The sequence below is a fragment of the Paenibacillus sp. LBL genome (assembly GCF_029893715.1).
In the GTDB taxonomy this organism is placed as follows: Bacteria; Bacillota; Bacilli; order Paenibacillales; family Paenibacillaceae; genus Paenibacillus_AQ; species Paenibacillus_AQ glucanolyticus.
This window is the reverse complement of record NZ_JARXYU010000001.1, coordinates 284,818-300,329: the sequence shown is the minus strand read 5'-3', so window position 1 is coordinate 300,329 and position 15,512 is coordinate 284,818. Positions and strand designations below refer to the sequence as shown.

At 49.6% G+C, this 15,512-nt stretch carries 16 protein-coding genes and 1 pseudogene; all 17 read left to right on the top strand.

Annotated elements, in window-relative coordinates; translation table 11 throughout:
- Positions 1 to 133 precede the first annotated feature (133 nt).
- A complete protein-coding gene (locus M2277_RS01470) occupies positions 134 to 925 on the top strand; it encodes a lipid II flippase Amj family protein (protein ID WP_148246871.1) in 792 nt (263 codons plus the stop codon).
- 40 nt (positions 926 to 965) lie between these two features.
- Positions 966 to 1,256, top strand: coding sequence for a hypothetical protein (locus M2277_RS01465; protein ID WP_006211476.1), 291 nt, complete (start codon positions 966 to 968; stop codon positions 1,254 to 1,256).
- A 352-nt stretch (positions 1,257 to 1,608) separates the two neighbouring features.
- On the top strand, positions 1,609 to 2,307 hold the full coding sequence (locus M2277_RS01460) for a FadR/GntR family transcriptional regulator (RefSeq protein WP_006211474.1): 699 nt from the start codon (positions 1,609 to 1,611) through the stop codon (positions 2,305 to 2,307).
- 91 nt (positions 2,308 to 2,398) lie between these two features.
- Positions 2,399 to 3,748, top strand: coding sequence for an acyclic terpene utilization AtuA family protein (locus M2277_RS01455; protein ID WP_036641907.1), 1,350 nt, complete (start codon positions 2,399 to 2,401; stop codon positions 3,746 to 3,748).
- Between the two features lie 13 nt (positions 3,749 to 3,761).
- A complete protein-coding gene (locus tag M2277_RS01450) occupies positions 3,762 to 4,088 on the top strand; it encodes a DUF4387 domain-containing protein (protein ID WP_006211472.1) in 327 nt (108 codons plus the stop codon).
- A 3-nt stretch (positions 4,089 to 4,091) separates the two neighbouring features.
- Complete coding sequence (locus M2277_RS01445; RefSeq protein ID WP_280753967.1) at positions 4,092 to 4,985, top strand: ABC transporter permease; 894 nt, start codon at positions 4,092 to 4,094, stop codon at positions 4,983 to 4,985.
- A 14-nt stretch (positions 4,986 to 4,999) separates the two neighbouring features.
- Positions 5,000 to 5,872, top strand: a complete 873-nt coding sequence (locus M2277_RS01440; protein WP_006211470.1) for a carbohydrate ABC transporter permease — start codon at positions 5,000 to 5,002, stop codon at positions 5,870 to 5,872.
- A gap of 64 nt (positions 5,873 to 5,936) precedes the next feature.
- The gene (locus tag M2277_RS01435) at positions 5,937 to 7,430 is read left to right on the top strand and encodes an extracellular solute-binding protein (RefSeq protein ID WP_280753966.1); all 1,494 of its coding nucleotides are present in this window, start codon (positions 5,937 to 5,939) and stop codon (positions 7,428 to 7,430) included.
- Positions 7,431 to 7,443: 13 nt separating this feature from the next.
- Positions 7,444 to 8,604, top strand: a complete 1,161-nt coding sequence (locus M2277_RS01430; RefSeq protein WP_063480077.1) for an ADP-ribosylglycohydrolase family protein — start codon at positions 7,444 to 7,446, stop codon at positions 8,602 to 8,604.
- Positions 8,605 to 8,822: 218 nt separating this feature from the next.
- The gene (locus M2277_RS01425; protein WP_280753965.1) at positions 8,823 to 10,943 is read left to right on the top strand and encodes an ADP-ribosylglycohydrolase family protein; all 2,121 of its coding nucleotides are present in this window, start codon (positions 8,823 to 8,825) and stop codon (positions 10,941 to 10,943) included.
- 20 nt (positions 10,944 to 10,963) lie between these two features.
- Entirely contained in the window at positions 10,964 to 11,875 is a 912-nt protein-coding gene (gene rbsK, locus M2277_RS01420) for a ribokinase (protein WP_063480075.1), read from the top strand.
- Between the two features lie 300 nt (positions 11,876 to 12,175).
- Positions 12,176 to 12,361, top strand: coding sequence for a hypothetical protein (locus tag M2277_RS01415; RefSeq protein WP_076150397.1), 186 nt, complete (start codon positions 12,176 to 12,178; stop codon positions 12,359 to 12,361).
- Between the two features lie 365 nt (positions 12,362 to 12,726).
- Positions 12,727 to 13,275, top strand: a complete 549-nt coding sequence (locus M2277_RS01410; protein WP_036641913.1) for a nucleotidyltransferase family protein — start codon at positions 12,727 to 12,729, stop codon at positions 13,273 to 13,275.
- A gap of 279 nt (positions 13,276 to 13,554) precedes the next feature.
- A pseudogene (locus M2277_RS01405) lies at positions 13,555 to 13,713 on the top strand (GNAT family N-acetyltransferase); the annotation flags it as partial.
- Between the two features lie 35 nt (positions 13,714 to 13,748).
- Complete coding sequence (locus tag M2277_RS01400) at positions 13,749 to 14,456, top strand: class I SAM-dependent methyltransferase (protein ID WP_036641916.1); 708 nt, start codon at positions 13,749 to 13,751, stop codon at positions 14,454 to 14,456.
- A 2-nt stretch (positions 14,457 to 14,458) separates the two neighbouring features.
- A complete protein-coding gene (locus tag M2277_RS01395) occupies positions 14,459 to 14,911 on the top strand; it encodes an NUDIX hydrolase (protein WP_280753964.1) in 453 nt (150 codons plus the stop codon).
- Positions 14,908 to 15,468 (top strand): histidine phosphatase family protein, encoded by a 561-nt coding sequence (locus tag M2277_RS01390; protein WP_280753963.1) that lies wholly within the window; start codon positions 14,908 to 14,910, stop codon positions 15,466 to 15,468. The genes M2277_RS01395 and M2277_RS01390 overlap by 4 nt, the downstream gene beginning before the upstream one ends.
- Positions 15,469 to 15,512 lie beyond the last annotated feature (44 nt).

Here is a 15,512-nt window from a genome sequence, read left to right as displayed (position 1 = left end):
GTACTATTCCGATGATGACAGGGATACATATATTAATAGTTGATTTCGGTGTTTTTTGATCGAATGGAGTGAAGAGTAACGCTATGATGAACCGGTGGGATCATCCGCTTATTAGGGGGAGGAGGAATCCTCGATGATTCAGAGTTTGATCGTTGTATTTCTGCTTACGATGGTTATTCATACGGCTGAGACCTTGTCTTACTCCGTCAGGTATGCGGGCGTGAAGCTGAACAAGATTGCTGTGGCGCTGTCGCTGACAGGGATTATCGTGCTGGTGTCCAGAACGTCCAACCTGATCCAGGCCCCGCTTACAGCCAAGTTTGTTGATTATGCACGAGAACATCCCACATTTGACGTGCTCTCTTATTTCAGGGCGATTCTGTTAGCCGCTTCAATCGGAACGATCATGGCCATTGCGCTGTTTCCGACCTTCGTGAACTTGTTCAGCAGAATTATCAGTAAGCTGGAGGTTGCCGGATCGATTCCGAAACTGGTCTCCAGCGTAACCATCGGACAGCTCAAGAATACAAGGCATTACGTCCGGAAGCCGAATCTGAAGTGGAGCCAGTTCCGGTACTTAGGGATACCTAAGCGATTTATATTCATGAATGTCGTGGTGACGGCTATTTATACCGTGGGCGTCCTGTCATCTTTGTATGCTGCCCATCTTGTTCCGCAGTACAGCACAACGGCGTCTCAAGCCTCCGGTTTGATCAACGGGATTGCCACTATTATTTTGACAATATTCATAGATCCGCAGCTTGGCTTGATCACAGACAAGGCTACGCGGAATGAAGAAGCCAGAGATCAGCTGGGCAAAGTGTATACGATGCTGATGGTTTCAAGATTTTTCGGAACGATGCTGGCCCAGCTTCTCATTATTCCCGCCGCTTATGTGTTAAGCGTGATTGTAATGTGGATCTAAGAATAAATTGCCCGAGAAAAAGAAGGAGACACGATAAAACATGATCACCCGTAAACGAATTATGCTGGAATCCGTACTGTTTGCAGCAGCGATATATGGCGGTTATTTATTGTTCATGGTACTGCAGGGGATGATTCAAACCCAAAGATATGTACCGAATCTGGATGAAATCCGAGGGTACGAGCAGGCTGAATACCTCCAGACGGAGGTGGCTTTTGGCATGATCGAGCGGAACAGCGAATGGCTCGCAGTTACAGCCGTCGGAGGATTTATCCTATTGTGCGGGTTGTATGGAAGCATAAGATATATATGGGCAAAATGGCGTTCATGATGCCGACCTCATAAACAAAAGCCTACAGATTCAGATCAGCCCTGTTCATGGACAAACGTTCATGATCAGGGCTGTTTGGGTAGGGAAATGGAATCTAGCTTTTACCCATAGCTTGCTCATGGAATGAAGAGTAATATCCAAACCGTCATTAAAAAATGTGAATTTAAAAGAGTTAATTGGATGACCCAATTACCCGGAATATTGCGATAAAAGGGAAAAACTACCTGCATAAAGTGTTTGAAAGCGCTATTTTGATTCTTGACAGCCTTTTCAGTTGCGTTTATGCTAAACATGCGGTTAATTGGATGACCCAATTATCGTTTGCGCAAGAAGTGATAGAAAGGGTAGTCATATGACCATTAAGAAGATTAAATATCATCGGGTGTACGAGGATGTTATTGAGCAGATCAAGAATCTGATTCTGGAAGGAAATCTGACTCCGGGCGATGTTCTTCCGACGGAGCGGGAGCTGGCCCAATCTTTTGGCATCAGCCGCGGAACTTTGCGGGAAGCATTTCGTATTCTGGAGCGCGAAGGACTCATTGAAGCAAGACCTGGTGGCGGGCGCTTTCTGAGCAAGGCACTGGATGTAGCCGAGGATCGCAGCCGCATTCTGGACAATATCGAACGCGCTACCATTATTGAGTTATTAGAGGCGCGGGAATTGTTTGAGACAGGGATTGTGGAGCTGGCGGCTAAGCGTGCAACCGATGAGGATATTGCCGAGATCGAGGCTGCCTTCGAGAAGTGGGGACAGATCGATCAGGAGGCGGAGGATCGCTCGAAGCCTGACCAGGCCTTTCACTTGTCGATTGCCAAAGCAACGCATAACGTGGTTCTCGTCAATATGATTGAACTGCATATGGATTTGCTCCAGCGGACTCTGAGCAAGACGGCCCAAATTCCAGGGCGCAAGAGCGAGGTTTATGAGGAACATTTACTTATTATGCAAGCTATTAAGGAACGTGATCCGGTGAAAGCGAAGCTGGCTTTGCTGAACCATTTGAGCAGAGTCAAAGAAAACATACAGAAAAACTACATTCATGTATAAGAGGGGAGAAACTCGCCCCTTTTTAACACAAATTGGATAATCCAATTATCCAATGGGCATGAGTGAATATTTTGGTAAAGAGGGACTGCAGATGAATACAGACATTCGAATTCTATCACCCTGCGGCATGCTGGGGTACGGATTTCCTGAACAATCCTTCATGAACGGGATGGAGTTTGAGCTGCACGGCATCGTTGTTGATGCGGGATCTACGGATGGGGGACCGCATAAGCTGGGCGCCGGTGTATCGATCGTCAGCAAGCGTGCGGTGAAGAAAGACCTGGACATTATGATCACGAATGGATTGTCCCGGAAGATTCCCATCATCATCGGCTCGGCAGGCGGCTCGGGAGCTCAGACCCATGTGAACTGGACGCTCGATATCATTGATGAAATCTTGGATGAACGGGGCCTGCAGGCCAAGGTCTCTGTCATATGGGCAGATTTTACTCAGCAGGAGATCCATCAGGCGAAGGAGGAAGGACGCATTAAGGCACTGAGTCCGAATATTCCGCCTCTGACGAGCGAGTTAATTGATTCGACGAACAGCATCGTTGCACAGATGGGACACGAACCTATTGTGGAAGCGCTTAAACAAGGTGTGGATATCATCGTTTGCGGCCGTGCTTATGATCCTTCTCCGTTTGCCGCGATTGGGATTTATCATGGTAAGGACCCGGGGCTTTCCTATCACCTGGGCAAAATATTGGAATGCGGCGCTTTATGCGCGGAACCGGGAACAACGAAGGATAGCATTCTCGGCACGATAAGCGACGATTCGTTCACCGTTCAATCACTTAATCCTGACCGGAACTGCAGCCCGACGAGTGTTGCAGCACATACCTTTTATGAGAAGGAGCATCCCTACATTCTGCACGGGCCCGGATTTACGCTCGACCTGGAGCATTGCCGATTCGAGGAAGTGGAGAAGGGCGTCGTTCGCGTAACGGGCAGCCGTTTCCTTCCGGCTGAGAAATACTTTATTAAGCTGGAAGGAGCAAGACGAGTAGCTTACCGGACGTTCGTTGTTGCGGGGATCCGAGACCCGATTCTCATCGGAAAGCTCGAAGAGGTTGAGGACTATGTCCGCAATCAGGCCAGGGAATATTATCGGGAAATTCCGGAATCGGATTACCAGATTCAATTCTATAATTACGGCAAGAACGGCGTTCTCGGAAGCAAGGAGCCCGAGTCGTTCACCGGACACGAGATTGGCGTCATGTTTGAAGTGGTGGCCAAGACGCAGGAGCTGGCGAACAGCATCTGTGCAACGGTTCGCTCTACGTTCCTCCATTACGGATACGATGGCCGCAAATCAACGGCGGGGAACCTGGCATTTCCATTCGCGCCAAGCGATATCGAGTTCGGTCCTGTCTATGAATTCTCCGTGTACCACCTGATGGAAATGAAAAATAATGCTTTTCGGATAGAGCATCGATAAGGAGGATCAAACTGTGACTCAACTCGGCGATTTGGCGAAGGTGCTGCGAAGTAAAAACTCTGGCCCCTTCGAAATTACATTAGACGTGTTGTTTGATTCCAAGGAGCAATATGACCAAGTAAAACAGTCCGGCCGCATTACAAAACGGACGATATGTGAGTTGTATCAGATTCGGGAGGAGCAGATTCATCACCTGGTATTTTTCGATCAGGCGCTGGGCTTCAAAATTACGATGTCGCGGGATATATCGTCTGGCAGCGTTGGCGACCGCGATGTGTATGGAGCCCAGCAGCATGCACCTCTCATGAAGCTATCCATCGATTATCTGGAGGAGGGGTAAGCCATGAAGGTGTTAAGACGCTTAAGGCAGGATTGGGTGCTGTACGCGATGCTGTCGTTACCTCTTCTCTACTTTTTTATCTTCCACATCATTCCGTTATACGGCATGAAACTCGCCTTTCAGGACTATCGGATTCTGGGAGATCATGTATGGGTAGGATGGAAGCATTTCAAGACACTCTTCAGTTCGCCTGCCTTCACAAGCGTACTGCAGAATACCATTATCATCAGTTTGATGAAGATCATTTTTGTCTTTCCGATTCCGATCATGCTATCACTTCTTATTAATGAAGTACGAAGCTCCAAATACCGCAAATATGTACAATCCGTTGTCTATCTGCCCCATTTTCTGTCCTGGGTCGTGATTGCCGGGATCTGGATCAACCTCCTGAATCCTGCAGACGGCGGAGTCAATCTGATTGCGAACTTCTTTCAACTGCCATCCATCGATTACATGACAAGTAAGGAGCATATCCGCTGGGTGCTGGTATTCTCCGAAATCTGGCGAAGCGCCGGCTGGGATTCCATCATCTATCTGGCAGCTATTATGAAGATCAGCCCAGGATTGTATGAAGCAGCCAAGATCGACGGAGCAACACGGCTGCAGCAGATGAGGTTCATCACGCTTCCTCATTTATACAGCACAGTTGTAACCGTCTTCATTCTGAATCTGGGCTTCTTCATGAATGCTGGTTTCGATCAAGTATTTAACTTTATGAACGATTCCGTCATTAGTGTCGTGGACATTCTGGACACTTATGTATACCGAATCGGTATTGGGAACGGACAGTTTGCTTATGCAACCGCAGCCAGTCTGTTCAAAGGCGTCATCGGTATCGTCCTTATCCTGGGTACGCATTTCATTTCGAAGCGCTTCTCGGGTAAGGGCGTCTGGTAAAGGAGGGATTTACGATGAGACGGCTGGAGATTTCTAAAATTGTCATTTATCTGATGTTGTTTGCGTTCACGCTCATGGTATTGGTTCCTCTCCTGCATCTGCTGGCGCTGTCTTTAACAGACCCTGGCAAAGCCCATCTGATGGGTGGACTGGATATCATCCCCAAGGGATTCTCTACAATAAACTACCAACTGCTATTGTCCAATCCTTTGATCACGGGCAGTATTCTGAACTCGGTCTGGATCACCGTTGCAGGTACGTTTCTCAATCTGCTGCTGACCTCCATGGCAGCTTATGTGCTGGCTAGAACCGAATTCATCGGCAAAAAATTCGTGTTGTTCTTCCTTATCGTCATTATGGTATTCGAGCCGGGCATGATTCCGGAATACCTGCTGGTGAAGGATCTTGGACTGATGAATACGCTAACTTCACTGATCCTGTACAAAGCGATCAACGTTTACTATCTCTTTATACTCATGCGGTTCATTCAGGACATTCCGGAGGAAATTCTGGAGGCCTCCCGCATTGACGGTGCAGGTCACTTCCGGTTGTACAGCCGGATTATCCTGCCGCTGTCCAAGCCGGGGCTGGCGACATTGGGCTTGTTCTACGGCGTGTATCACTGGAATGAATATTTCAGAGCCACACTCTACATTTCAGACCCGAGTAAATGGCCGCTGCAGGTCGTGCTCAGACAGTTTGTTGTACGCAAGGACAATACGTCGCTGATCGGCAACCAGAACATGTTTGACAGCTCGATCAATTTTGATTTTGCTTCCCTGCAGGCGGGTACGATCATGATTGCGATTGTACCGCTGTTGTTCCTATATCCGTTCATTTTGAAATACTACGCAAAAGGCGAACTGGAGGGAGGGGTCAAGGATTAAGCGGGGAAGGGCAGCTTATTGAAGGCATTGATGTTCAAATTCAAAAAAGGGGAGAAAGATGAACATGAAAAAATTAAGCCTGTTATTAATCGTTGCCATGCTGGCCATGGTCATGTCTGCATGCACCTCAAACTCGAACTCGCCGGGAGCGGGTCAAACAGAGCCTGGGACCACCCAGCCTGATGGAAGCGGCGATCCGGTTACGCTGAAGATTGTGTACAAGGATGAAGGAACGGCTAACCCCGTTTCCGTTAAATTTTTCGAAACCTTGGAGAAATCCCTCGCTGAAGATGAAGGCTTGAACGTGAAGTTTGAGCTTGTAGACCTCGCGCAGGGCAGTTATGCGGAGAACCTGAACCTCCTGCTCTTGGGCGGAACCATTCCGGATATCATCTACTTCCAGGGCGGAGACCAGCAGATTGCCGATCAAGGTCTGCTGGAGGATCTGACGCCGTATATTGAGAAATCTACCTACATTAAAGAGATCATGGAACCGCACAACCAAACACGGATGGCAAGTTATCCGTATCTGCTGTGGATTAAACCTCTTGCACCTAAGGCACCGGTTGTTCGTGCCGATTGGTTTAATGCCATGGAGAGCTCCAAGGCCTTGATGGAGAATCCGACAGTGGACAATTATTACGCCTTCTTCAAGGAAATGGTGGAGAAGAAGCCGGGTGAAGGCAAGCCGAGTTACGCGCTGACGGCAGCAGGCGATATCGCCGAGATCAACTTCATTTTCAACACGGCATTCGGTCTGGATACCACTTGGCTTAAAAAGGACGATGGAACTTATGAATACTCCAAAGTCTCTCAAAACGAGAAAGAAAAACTGACTTTCTATAACAAGCTTTATAAGGAAGGACTGCTTGATCCGCAATTCATTACGAAGCAGTGGGATACGAAGGAAGATGCCTTTTATAAAGGGGAAGCCGCGGTGATTACGGGGACAGCCGGCAAAATCATCGATTTGTATGATGGAAGAATGCAGGAACTGGGTGGAGATGACGCCAGCCTGATCGTGCTGCCGCCTGCAAAAGGCGAAGCGCAAGGATTCGGCGCCACCGACGTCACGAAGGAAGCAAGAGGACTTGCGATCTCTTCGCAGTCCCCGCATAAAGATGTTGCATTCAAAGTCTTTGATTACCTGGCAAGTCCCAAGGGCCAAATGCTGGACCGGCTCGGATTCGAAGATGAGCACTACAAGGTGGTAGACGGTGAGATTGAGCTGAACGAGAAATATTACAGTGAATGGTATGCACGTTTCTGGGAGCCAACCGAGATCCAATCGGAAACTCCTTTGAAAACGCCGCTCTTGGGCGAGCCGGGCACCGAATCGCTGAAAATGGCTTCGGATTACTACACGGAAGACAACAACTTCATTATTCCTGAGCAGTTCATTGCGAACTGGGATGCCATGAACAATCTGTACAAGGAATATTCAACCGACTTTATTACAGGCAAGAAGGACTTGTCCCAATTCGATCAATTTGTTGAGGCCTGGAACGCTGCTGGCGGAGCAGAGATTACGAAATACGCTAACGAAAACATCAAGTAAGGAGCTTATAACTATGACTTCGTTTCGTGACCGAGTAAGAGGCGTGGTGATATCCACCGCGCTTGGAGACGCAATGGGAGCTCCCATTGAGAAATTGACGTACGAAGAAATCAAGTCGAAATACGGACGCGTGGAATCCTTGATGACAAGATGGCATAAGATGGATCTTCCTGCCGAGGTCCGGCTTGGCCGGGTAAGAGGGGACGGGATTGTCACGGATGATACCCTGATGACGATTGCGCTCATGAATGTGTATCTTACCGAGGGCCGACATCTGGACGCCTATGATATGAGCAATGAATTCGTGAAGGAGATTGCGTTCCGCAAGACGTTTGTCCCTGAACTGAATGAGGAAACGCTCATTATAGACCGATTGTTTTATCCGGAAAAATACATCTTCATGCGTCATGTGCTGGCGAATTGCGACCCGAGAGAGGGCGGCATCGGGAATATGGTGAACTGCGGGGCGGCGATGTACATCGCCCCGATCGGGATTGTCAATGCGGGCCATCCGAAGGCGGCCTATGATGAAGCCATCCTCTTTGCGATGGGTCATCAGAGCAGCTATGGCCTGGAAGCGGCTGGCGTCCTCGCGGCATGCGTCGCGAAGGCTTTTGAGCCTGGGGTGAGCGTGGATGATATTATCGGCACGGCCATCAGCCTGGCGAAGGACGGTACGAAAGCTGCCATACAGGAGCTGACCCAGGCTGCCCGAGAACTGCGGCCGGAGCGGGACAATATGGACAAGGTGATCGAGGTGCTGCAGGCGATCATGCTCAAATATTCCCCGATGGGCGATGACGTGAGCCGTCATATCGACAAGGTTGGCGTTCCGAGCAATCATTATACGCCAAGCCGCCTGTGGTCGATCGAAGAGCTGCCCATGGCGCTTGCGTTCATGGTTCTGAATGAGGGGGAGTACTATCGTACGATCCTGGACGGCGTTAACTCCGGGCGTGACACGGACTCGATCGGCGTCATGGCCGGGGTGATCCTTGGGGCGATGCATGGCAGCGAGGTCATCCGCAAGGAAGATATCGAGCAGCTGAACAAGGTGAACCGTCTTGATCTGTGCGCCGTTGCTGACGAATTCAGCATGGTTGCCGCCAAAATCATTGAGGATGACCTTCGAATCCATGAAATGAGGAAGAACGTTGTTCAACACAAGCTGTAGCAATAAGAAATCATGCGAGGCTGACATTTTTTTGAATTAACCATTTGTTTTGGAGAAATGCAGTGTTCATCTTCCGCTCCCGGATCTCTGCGATAAAAATTTGGACTCAAGGAAACTCGGGGGCAGTAGAGAACGAAAGAATGATCCGAATTTGCGGTGGAACACACAAAAAATTCATGTTTCAACTTTGATTGCGCAGAGGCTAGGAGGGAGAGTTAATGATACCTAAACAGTATGTAGAGACGGTATATGCAGGATTTATCGGGATGAACATCGGCATAAGGCTCGGTGCCCCCATCGAACCGGTTGTTTGGACATATGAGCGCATCCGGGATGTTTACGGTGATATTCGGGATTACGTGAAGCCGTACAAAACCTTTGCAGCAGACGATGATGCGAATGGTCCGGTGTTTTTCATTCGTGCGCTGTATGACGATGCGACGGACCGCGAGCTTGAACCGGAGGATGTGGGAAAAGCTTGGCTCAACTATGCAAGGGAAGGCATTGGCATGTTCTGGTGGGGCGGCGAGGATATCAGCACCGAGCACCGGGCTTATGTAAATCTGCGCAAAGGCATTTCGGCCCCGCGCTCGGGCTCCATCGAGGTGAACGGGACGGAGATGGCTGAGCAGATCGGCGGCCAGATCTTCATTGATTCATGGGGGCTTCTGTTCCCGGGTCGGGCGGAGAAAGCGGCAGATTATGCGGAAAAAGCAGCCAGCGTCTCGCATGATGGCAACGGGCTGTATGGCGCACGTTTCATGGCAGCATGCATTGCCAAAGCATTTGATGCTTCATCGATGGATGAGATCATCGCTGAGGGACTCCGTATGATCCCGGATGACTCAACCTATGCACGTGTGGTGCATGCGGTTATGGATTTTCATCGGGAGCATCCATCCGATTTTCAGGCTTGCCGTCAATACTTGGAGGATCACTGGGGATACGATAAATATACGGGTGTATGCCATATTATCCCCAATGCAGGCGTATGCGTGCTTGCTCTGCTGTATGGCGAGGGGGATTTTGCGCGCACGATAGAAATCGCGTCCATGTGCGGCTGGGACACCGATTGCAATGCAGGGAATGTGGGAAGCATTCTGGGTGTGTACGGCGGCTTAGCCGGAATTCCGGATCATTATCGCAAACCCATCAATGACTTCATTGTCGCTTCCAGCGTTTCCGGGTACTTGAACCTGGTGGATTTCCCCACTTTCGCCAAAGAGCTCGCATTGCTGGGTTATCGCCTGAATGGGGAGAAGGCACCGCAGGAATTAGTGCAGCGCGTGAAGCAAGGTGAAGTGTACTTCGATTTTGATCTGCCTGGATCAACCCATGGCTTTCGGACAAGCAACCCGTTCAAAACGCCGGTTGTGCGCCATTCCAATCAACACGGATGCGATGGAAGAGGGTCGCTTGAAGTTGTTTTCGACAGACTGGTTGAAGGCGACAGCAGTAAAATCTACTATAAACCGTTCTACCGCCGGGCTGAATTTAATGATGAGAAGTATAAGCCTACTTTCGCGCCGCTTGCCTATAGTGGTCAGACCGTATCTGCGCGAATCTACGTGGACCAGTGGGAAGGCGCGCCAGTGACCTTGACTCCTTATGTTCGGAACACCTATACACAGGAGGACCAGATTCTGCAGGCGGTTACCCCGGTGGGCGGAGAATGGAATGATATTCAATTCGTTATCCCGGATACCGAAGGCGCCATGATCGATGAGATCGGATGGATACTGGAGAGCCCTTCGCCGCTCTTGAATCGTGCCATCGGAAGTCTGTTCATCGGACAGTTCCGTGTTACCGGCTCGGCGGAATACAAAATTGATTTTGCTAAACAGGCCAAAGAATTCGCTTCCATCACACCATTCTCTCACCATAGAGGCAAGTGGGAGCTGCGTGATGGAGCGCTGCATTGTACAGCAGAAGGAGACACTTCATCCTATTCCGGCAATTATTATGCCGGTGATACCGTGGTTGAAGCGACAATAAAACCGATTTCCGGCACCAGCCATTGCCTGATTACAAGAGCGCAAGGCGTGATGCGGCATTATTTGGCCGGTTTTGACGGTCCGAATTCTGTCTCGTTTATTAAACAGGACTTCGGGACCAAGCGCTTGATTACGGCCAGATATGATTGGGAGCTGGGCGAGGAATATCGTTTAAAACTGGTGTCTGAGAAGGATCGCTTCATCTTGTATATTAATGGAGATAATGTACTGGAATGCAAGGAAACGGCCTATGCTCATGGTATGTTTGGCTTTGGCTGTCTGGAGGATGGCGAGAACGAGATTAAGGATGTTCACGTCCGTACATCAGGGCAGAAGTCGGTTTAGAAGAGAGGAGCGGGGTATCTTTGCGTAAGCTGGTTGTCATTGGAAGCATTAATATGGATGTTGTAAGTAATGTGAATCAGTTCCCTCAGCCGGGGGAGACCATTCATAGCAGCGGAACGTCGTTTTTTCCTGGAGGCAAAGGTGCGAACCAAGCGGTGGCGGCTGCGTCGGCAGGTGCAGATTGTGCCATGTTGGGTGCGGTTGGTCTTGATCCTTTTGGTGATACCTTGATTGCTTCGCTGGAGGATCGCCAGGTCCGGGTTAAGTCCGTGCTCTCCAAGGAAGGCACCTCAGGCATTGCGATGATTACCGTCAACAAAGAGGGTGAGAATTACATCGTCCTGTCCGAGGGAGCCAATGGGCGTCTGACCGAAGAGGATGTTGCGTCTGAGGTGAATTGGGATGGAGTATACGCGGTGCTGCTGCAGAATGAAATTCCGTGGCAGACGACGCGGTACGTCATTCACTCGGCCAGTAAGGCCGGTGTCCGCGTCTGGCTGAATCCGGCACCTGCGAGAAGTATCCCCGAAGAGGTATTTCCGCTGCTGGATACGCTGATCGTGAACGAGACGGAAGCAGGAGTGGTTAGCAGCTTGAGAGTAGATGACGCGGCTTCTGCCGAGATGGCAGCCGATTGGATCATAGCCAAGGGTACCTCAAGCGTCATCATTACGCTTGGCGAACAAGGCTGCTTCTATGGAAACGCACGCGGGGAGCGCGTTGCCGTTCCGGCTTACCGCGTGAAGCCCGTCGATACCACGGCAGCAGGAGATACCTTCATCGGCGCTTATGCTGCTGCTTGCACCGATGGTATGGAGACAGAGGAGGCACTAAAGTTTGCAACCGCGGCGGCAGCCCTGACGGTGACCCGTCCTGGGGCGCAATCTTCCATTCCGACCAAGGACGAGATACTGGCTTTTATGGATAAGTAATGTTCATGCTGTGTAAGAGAGAGGGCGGTTGGATGCCTTCTCTCTTTTGTTTTTTCACCTCTTTGGTGCCTGAAGCACGAGAAGGTGTCAAATGTCGGCGGCGCCTGATCACTATAATAAAAGATATGGTGACGATCGCTCGGTGTATCGCCATACGTATAAAATATTGGTTAACGCATGGCTGTTGTCAAGGCATCTGTGTTGCAGGGAAGCTAATGAAACTGCCCGACATGTTCTGCTGAACCCTTTCATATATGTAAGAGTGACGATAATGAATCTATGAAATGGGGTATCTGACTCATGGCAAAACAAAAAAGAGGCAAATCACTTTGGCACTTACCTACTCGCGCTCGCGGTACATGTCCCGTATGTAAAAGCACTCGGATTAAACTGTTGTATCCTCGTACCAAATCGGACGGCACTGCGCTGAAAGTATGCAAGCGCTGTGATGGCGCATCCCAGGAGCGAGTGGATGCAGCAGTGTAGCGCTAAGAGCTGCAAGTCCCTTTGAGGGAGCCCGGCTCCGCTGATAGCTGCAAGTCCCTTTTAGGGGACTTGGAAGCTCGAGTCCAGCTCAACCCGGAGGCTTATTCACGTGTAACGGGCAAGCCTCCCCTCTCGTTGAATAACTCTGCTTTCCTTGCGGCTCAGGGATTATTTGGAATATAATAGTTTTACAATATGAGAGCATAGACCGTTTCCACGTGAGGCGGTCTATGCCTTTTTACACGGATTGAAGCGTGCTCTGTTTTTCGCATTCGGCCAGATCATGGGATATGTGGGAGATAGATGAACATGTGAACGTGAGCGTGAACAAGTAACACCATATTAAACCAATGGCGGTGAATTTAATGTTGGAGTTGCGGTTGAAGGAGTACATAAGGGAGCATAAGCAGCTGATGGATGATTTGGCTATCGTTCGAGATCTGGAGCTGTCGCAATGCTACATTGCGGCAGGCTATATTCGAAATTACGTGTGGGATATCCTGCATGGTTTTGAGAGAACCGACCGTCATACGGATATCGATGTTGTATATTTCGATCCCGATGATGTGTCGGAAGCACGGGATATCGATTTGGAACAGAAGTTAAGAGCAGCGACAAAGAATCCGAAATGGTCAGTCAAGAATCAGGCCAGAATGCATGTCAAGAATGGAGATGAGCCGTACAGCTCAACCCATGCAGCGTTAACCCAATGGCCGGAGACAGCTACAGCGATTGGTGCAAGACTGAACCGCGAAGGGGAGCTTGAGCTCTGCTGCCCTTACGGATTGGAGGATTTATTCGCTTTAAAGGTTCGAAGATGCCCGAATTTTCATAAGCGAAGCTATTATTTGGAGCGTGTCCGGAAGAAACAATGGAAGAATCAGTGGGCACGGTTAACAATACTCGAAGTTTAGAGGGGGAGAAGTTCTATGGAGATCCGTCCCTATCCACCGGTGATCTGGAGTCAAAAACCCCTTAATGAGAGCAATATAGGATATCCGGTATTGAAGGAGCGAATTTAGTGTCCGGATCGGATGAGAACACGGAATCGGCACTCCTTTATCATACCTTTGTAGCCAGCCGATCAAGCGAAGCGGGTAGCGGAGATGATCCGCTGCCGGGAATTTTTAAGTTATGAGAATAACGGAGTTGCCACGCACTTCAGTGCACTGTTTACATAGAAAGAGCGGCAAGGGCAAGGAATTGGGAGAACGCTTGTGGAATTTGTAAAGAGGTGGGCTCTGGAGAGGGGCGACAATGTGCTGCTGACCAGCGGGAACAAACCCGAGCGCAAGCGTGCCCATACGTTTTATGAGAAAATGGGGTTTCTCCATCGGGATTCCGGTTTGTGAAGACATTATAACAACATGATTGAGGGGTCTGTAGCATGGAAACATTCAATCACGCGCGTGAGAAGGAAATATTGTATCACGAGAAGTTTTATGAATCGGCCGCCTTGTTTGAGCCGGGCAGCTGGTTAGCACGCCCCGTCCAGACGGTTATGGATCATCTGGAGTTGTTGCCTTTTCAAAATATGCGAGTGCTGGATCTGGGCAGTGGTGTCGGTCGTAACAGCATTCCGATTGCACAGCGAATCCAACCTGCAGGCGGTAAGGTTCTATGCGTGGATTTGCTGCCCTCGGCAGTGGACAAGCTCCGGCAGTATGCTGCCTCCTATGGCGTAAGTTCCAGCATTGAGGCACTGGCAGCGGATGTGCAGCATTATGACATCGCGAAGGATACCTATCATTACATCATTGCCTGCTCTTGTCTTGAGCATATGAGCTCGGAGGCCGCCTTTGTATCCAAGATCAAACAAATGCAAGCAGGAACCATGGATCGGGGAATTCATTGCATATTAATGAGTACGGAAGTGAAGGAAATCGATCTGGAGACCGGTGTGGAGGAAGAGGGGTTAATCGAGTTGAATTTATCCGCTGACCAAGCCTTCTCTATCTTTTACGAGCTGTATCCAGAATGGGAGATTTTAATGAAGCGCCAAATACAGCAGGACATTCAAGAGGTGAAGGACGGAAGGGACGTCCTCTTTCGAAGCCAGTGGATTACGTTCATTGCCAGAAAAGGAGTGTCGTGACCATGGAGAAATATACGCATCTCGGCGTTTATGGTGTTCTGATCCAGGATGATCATATTCTGCTGATCCAAAAAGCAAGAGGGCCTCACAAAGGGAAGTGGGATTTACCTGGAGGTTCCATTGAATTTGGAGAGGAGCCGGAGTTTACGCTGAAGCGTGAATTTATGGAGGAAACCGGACTGTCTCCGATAAAAGGCAGTATTCGCACAGCCATATCCTATACCATTGTGTATCAGTATGCCGAGAACCAGATGGAAGAGCTGCATCACATCGGCATCATATATGATGTGGAGCTGTCTGATGATCAAGCTGTTATTAAGGCAGAAGGCGATGGACAGGATTCCTTAGGAGCCAGATGGGTTCCGCTTGAGTCGCTGAGTCTGTTACCGTTAACGCCATTTGTTGAGATGATGATGGAGTCGGCATTGATTGAAGAAGCCGAGGGGGAAGCATGACAACCTTATATTTTGTGAGACACGCAGAATCCCCGTATAGCGAAGGGAAGGAGCGGTCCCGCGGATTGTCCGTACAGGGTGCAAGCGATGCCGAGCGAGTTAAGGGTTTGCTGCTGGGAGAGGGTATTGGGGTTATCGTATCCAGCCCTTATCAGAGAGCGAAGGATACGGTACAGCCATTGGCGGATGCCCTGGGTTTACCGATTACGGTGCTGGAGGATCTGAGAGAACGGAAGATCGGGGATTTCCAAGGGAACTCATTTACGGATGCCAAAAGGAAACTGTTTAACGAACCCGATACCTGCTTCCCGGAGGGAGAATCCAGTAAAGATGCGCAAAGGCGTGCAGTCCAGGCAATGGAGGGAATTCTGGATACGTACAAAGGCAAGAATGTCGTGATGGGTACTCATGGGGACATTATGACATTAATGCTGCACCATTACGATCAGCGGTTCGATTATGAATTCTGGCAGGGAACGAGTATGCCGGACATATACCGAGCCGAATTTGAAGAGGGAAAACTCGTGAACATATCGCGGCTATGGCGTGAAGGCTAACAAGAAGCTCAAGTTGGTCCATAGTATATTGAATGTACAAAGAA

What these genes read in the sequence shown, in the direction of transcription:
- M2277_RS01395 (WP_280753964.1), top strand. Translation starts at nt 14,459, where the DNA reads ATGGAGAAATATACGCATCTCGGCGTTTATGGTGTTCTGATCCAGGAT.
- M2277_RS01390 (WP_280753963.1), top strand. Translation starts at nt 14,908, where the DNA reads ATGACAACCTTATATTTTGTGAGACACGCAGAATCCCCGTATAGCGAA.
- M2277_RS01440 (WP_006211470.1), top strand. Translation starts at nt 5,000, where the DNA reads ATGAGACGGCTGGAGATTTCTAAAATTGTCATTTATCTGATGTTGTTT.
- M2277_RS01460 (WP_006211474.1), top strand. Translation starts at nt 1,609, where the DNA reads ATGACCATTAAGAAGATTAAATATCATCGGGTGTACGAGGATGTTATT.
- M2277_RS01435 (WP_280753966.1), top strand. Translation starts at nt 5,937, where the DNA reads ATGAAAAAATTAAGCCTGTTATTAATCGTTGCCATGCTGGCCATGGTC.
- M2277_RS01410 (WP_036641913.1), top strand. Translation starts at nt 12,727, where the DNA reads ATGTTGGAGTTGCGGTTGAAGGAGTACATAAGGGAGCATAAGCAGCTG.
- M2277_RS01400 (WP_036641916.1), top strand. Translation starts at nt 13,749, where the DNA reads ATGGAAACATTCAATCACGCGCGTGAGAAGGAAATATTGTATCACGAG.
- M2277_RS01445 (WP_280753967.1), top strand. Translation starts at nt 4,092, where the DNA reads ATGAAGGTGTTAAGACGCTTAAGGCAGGATTGGGTGCTGTACGCGATG.
- M2277_RS01470 (WP_148246871.1), top strand. Translation starts at nt 134, where the DNA reads ATGATTCAGAGTTTGATCGTTGTATTTCTGCTTACGATGGTTATTCAT.
- M2277_RS01455 (WP_036641907.1), top strand. Translation starts at nt 2,399, where the DNA reads ATGAATACAGACATTCGAATTCTATCACCCTGCGGCATGCTGGGGTAC.
- M2277_RS01430 (WP_063480077.1), top strand. Translation starts at nt 7,444, where the DNA reads ATGACTTCGTTTCGTGACCGAGTAAGAGGCGTGGTGATATCCACCGCG.
- M2277_RS01425 (WP_280753965.1), top strand. Translation starts at nt 8,823, where the DNA reads ATGATACCTAAACAGTATGTAGAGACGGTATATGCAGGATTTATCGGG.
- M2277_RS01465 (WP_006211476.1), top strand. Translation starts at nt 966, where the DNA reads ATGATCACCCGTAAACGAATTATGCTGGAATCCGTACTGTTTGCAGCA.
- M2277_RS01415 (WP_076150397.1), top strand. Translation starts at nt 12,176, where the DNA reads ATGGCAAAACAAAAAAGAGGCAAATCACTTTGGCACTTACCTACTCGC.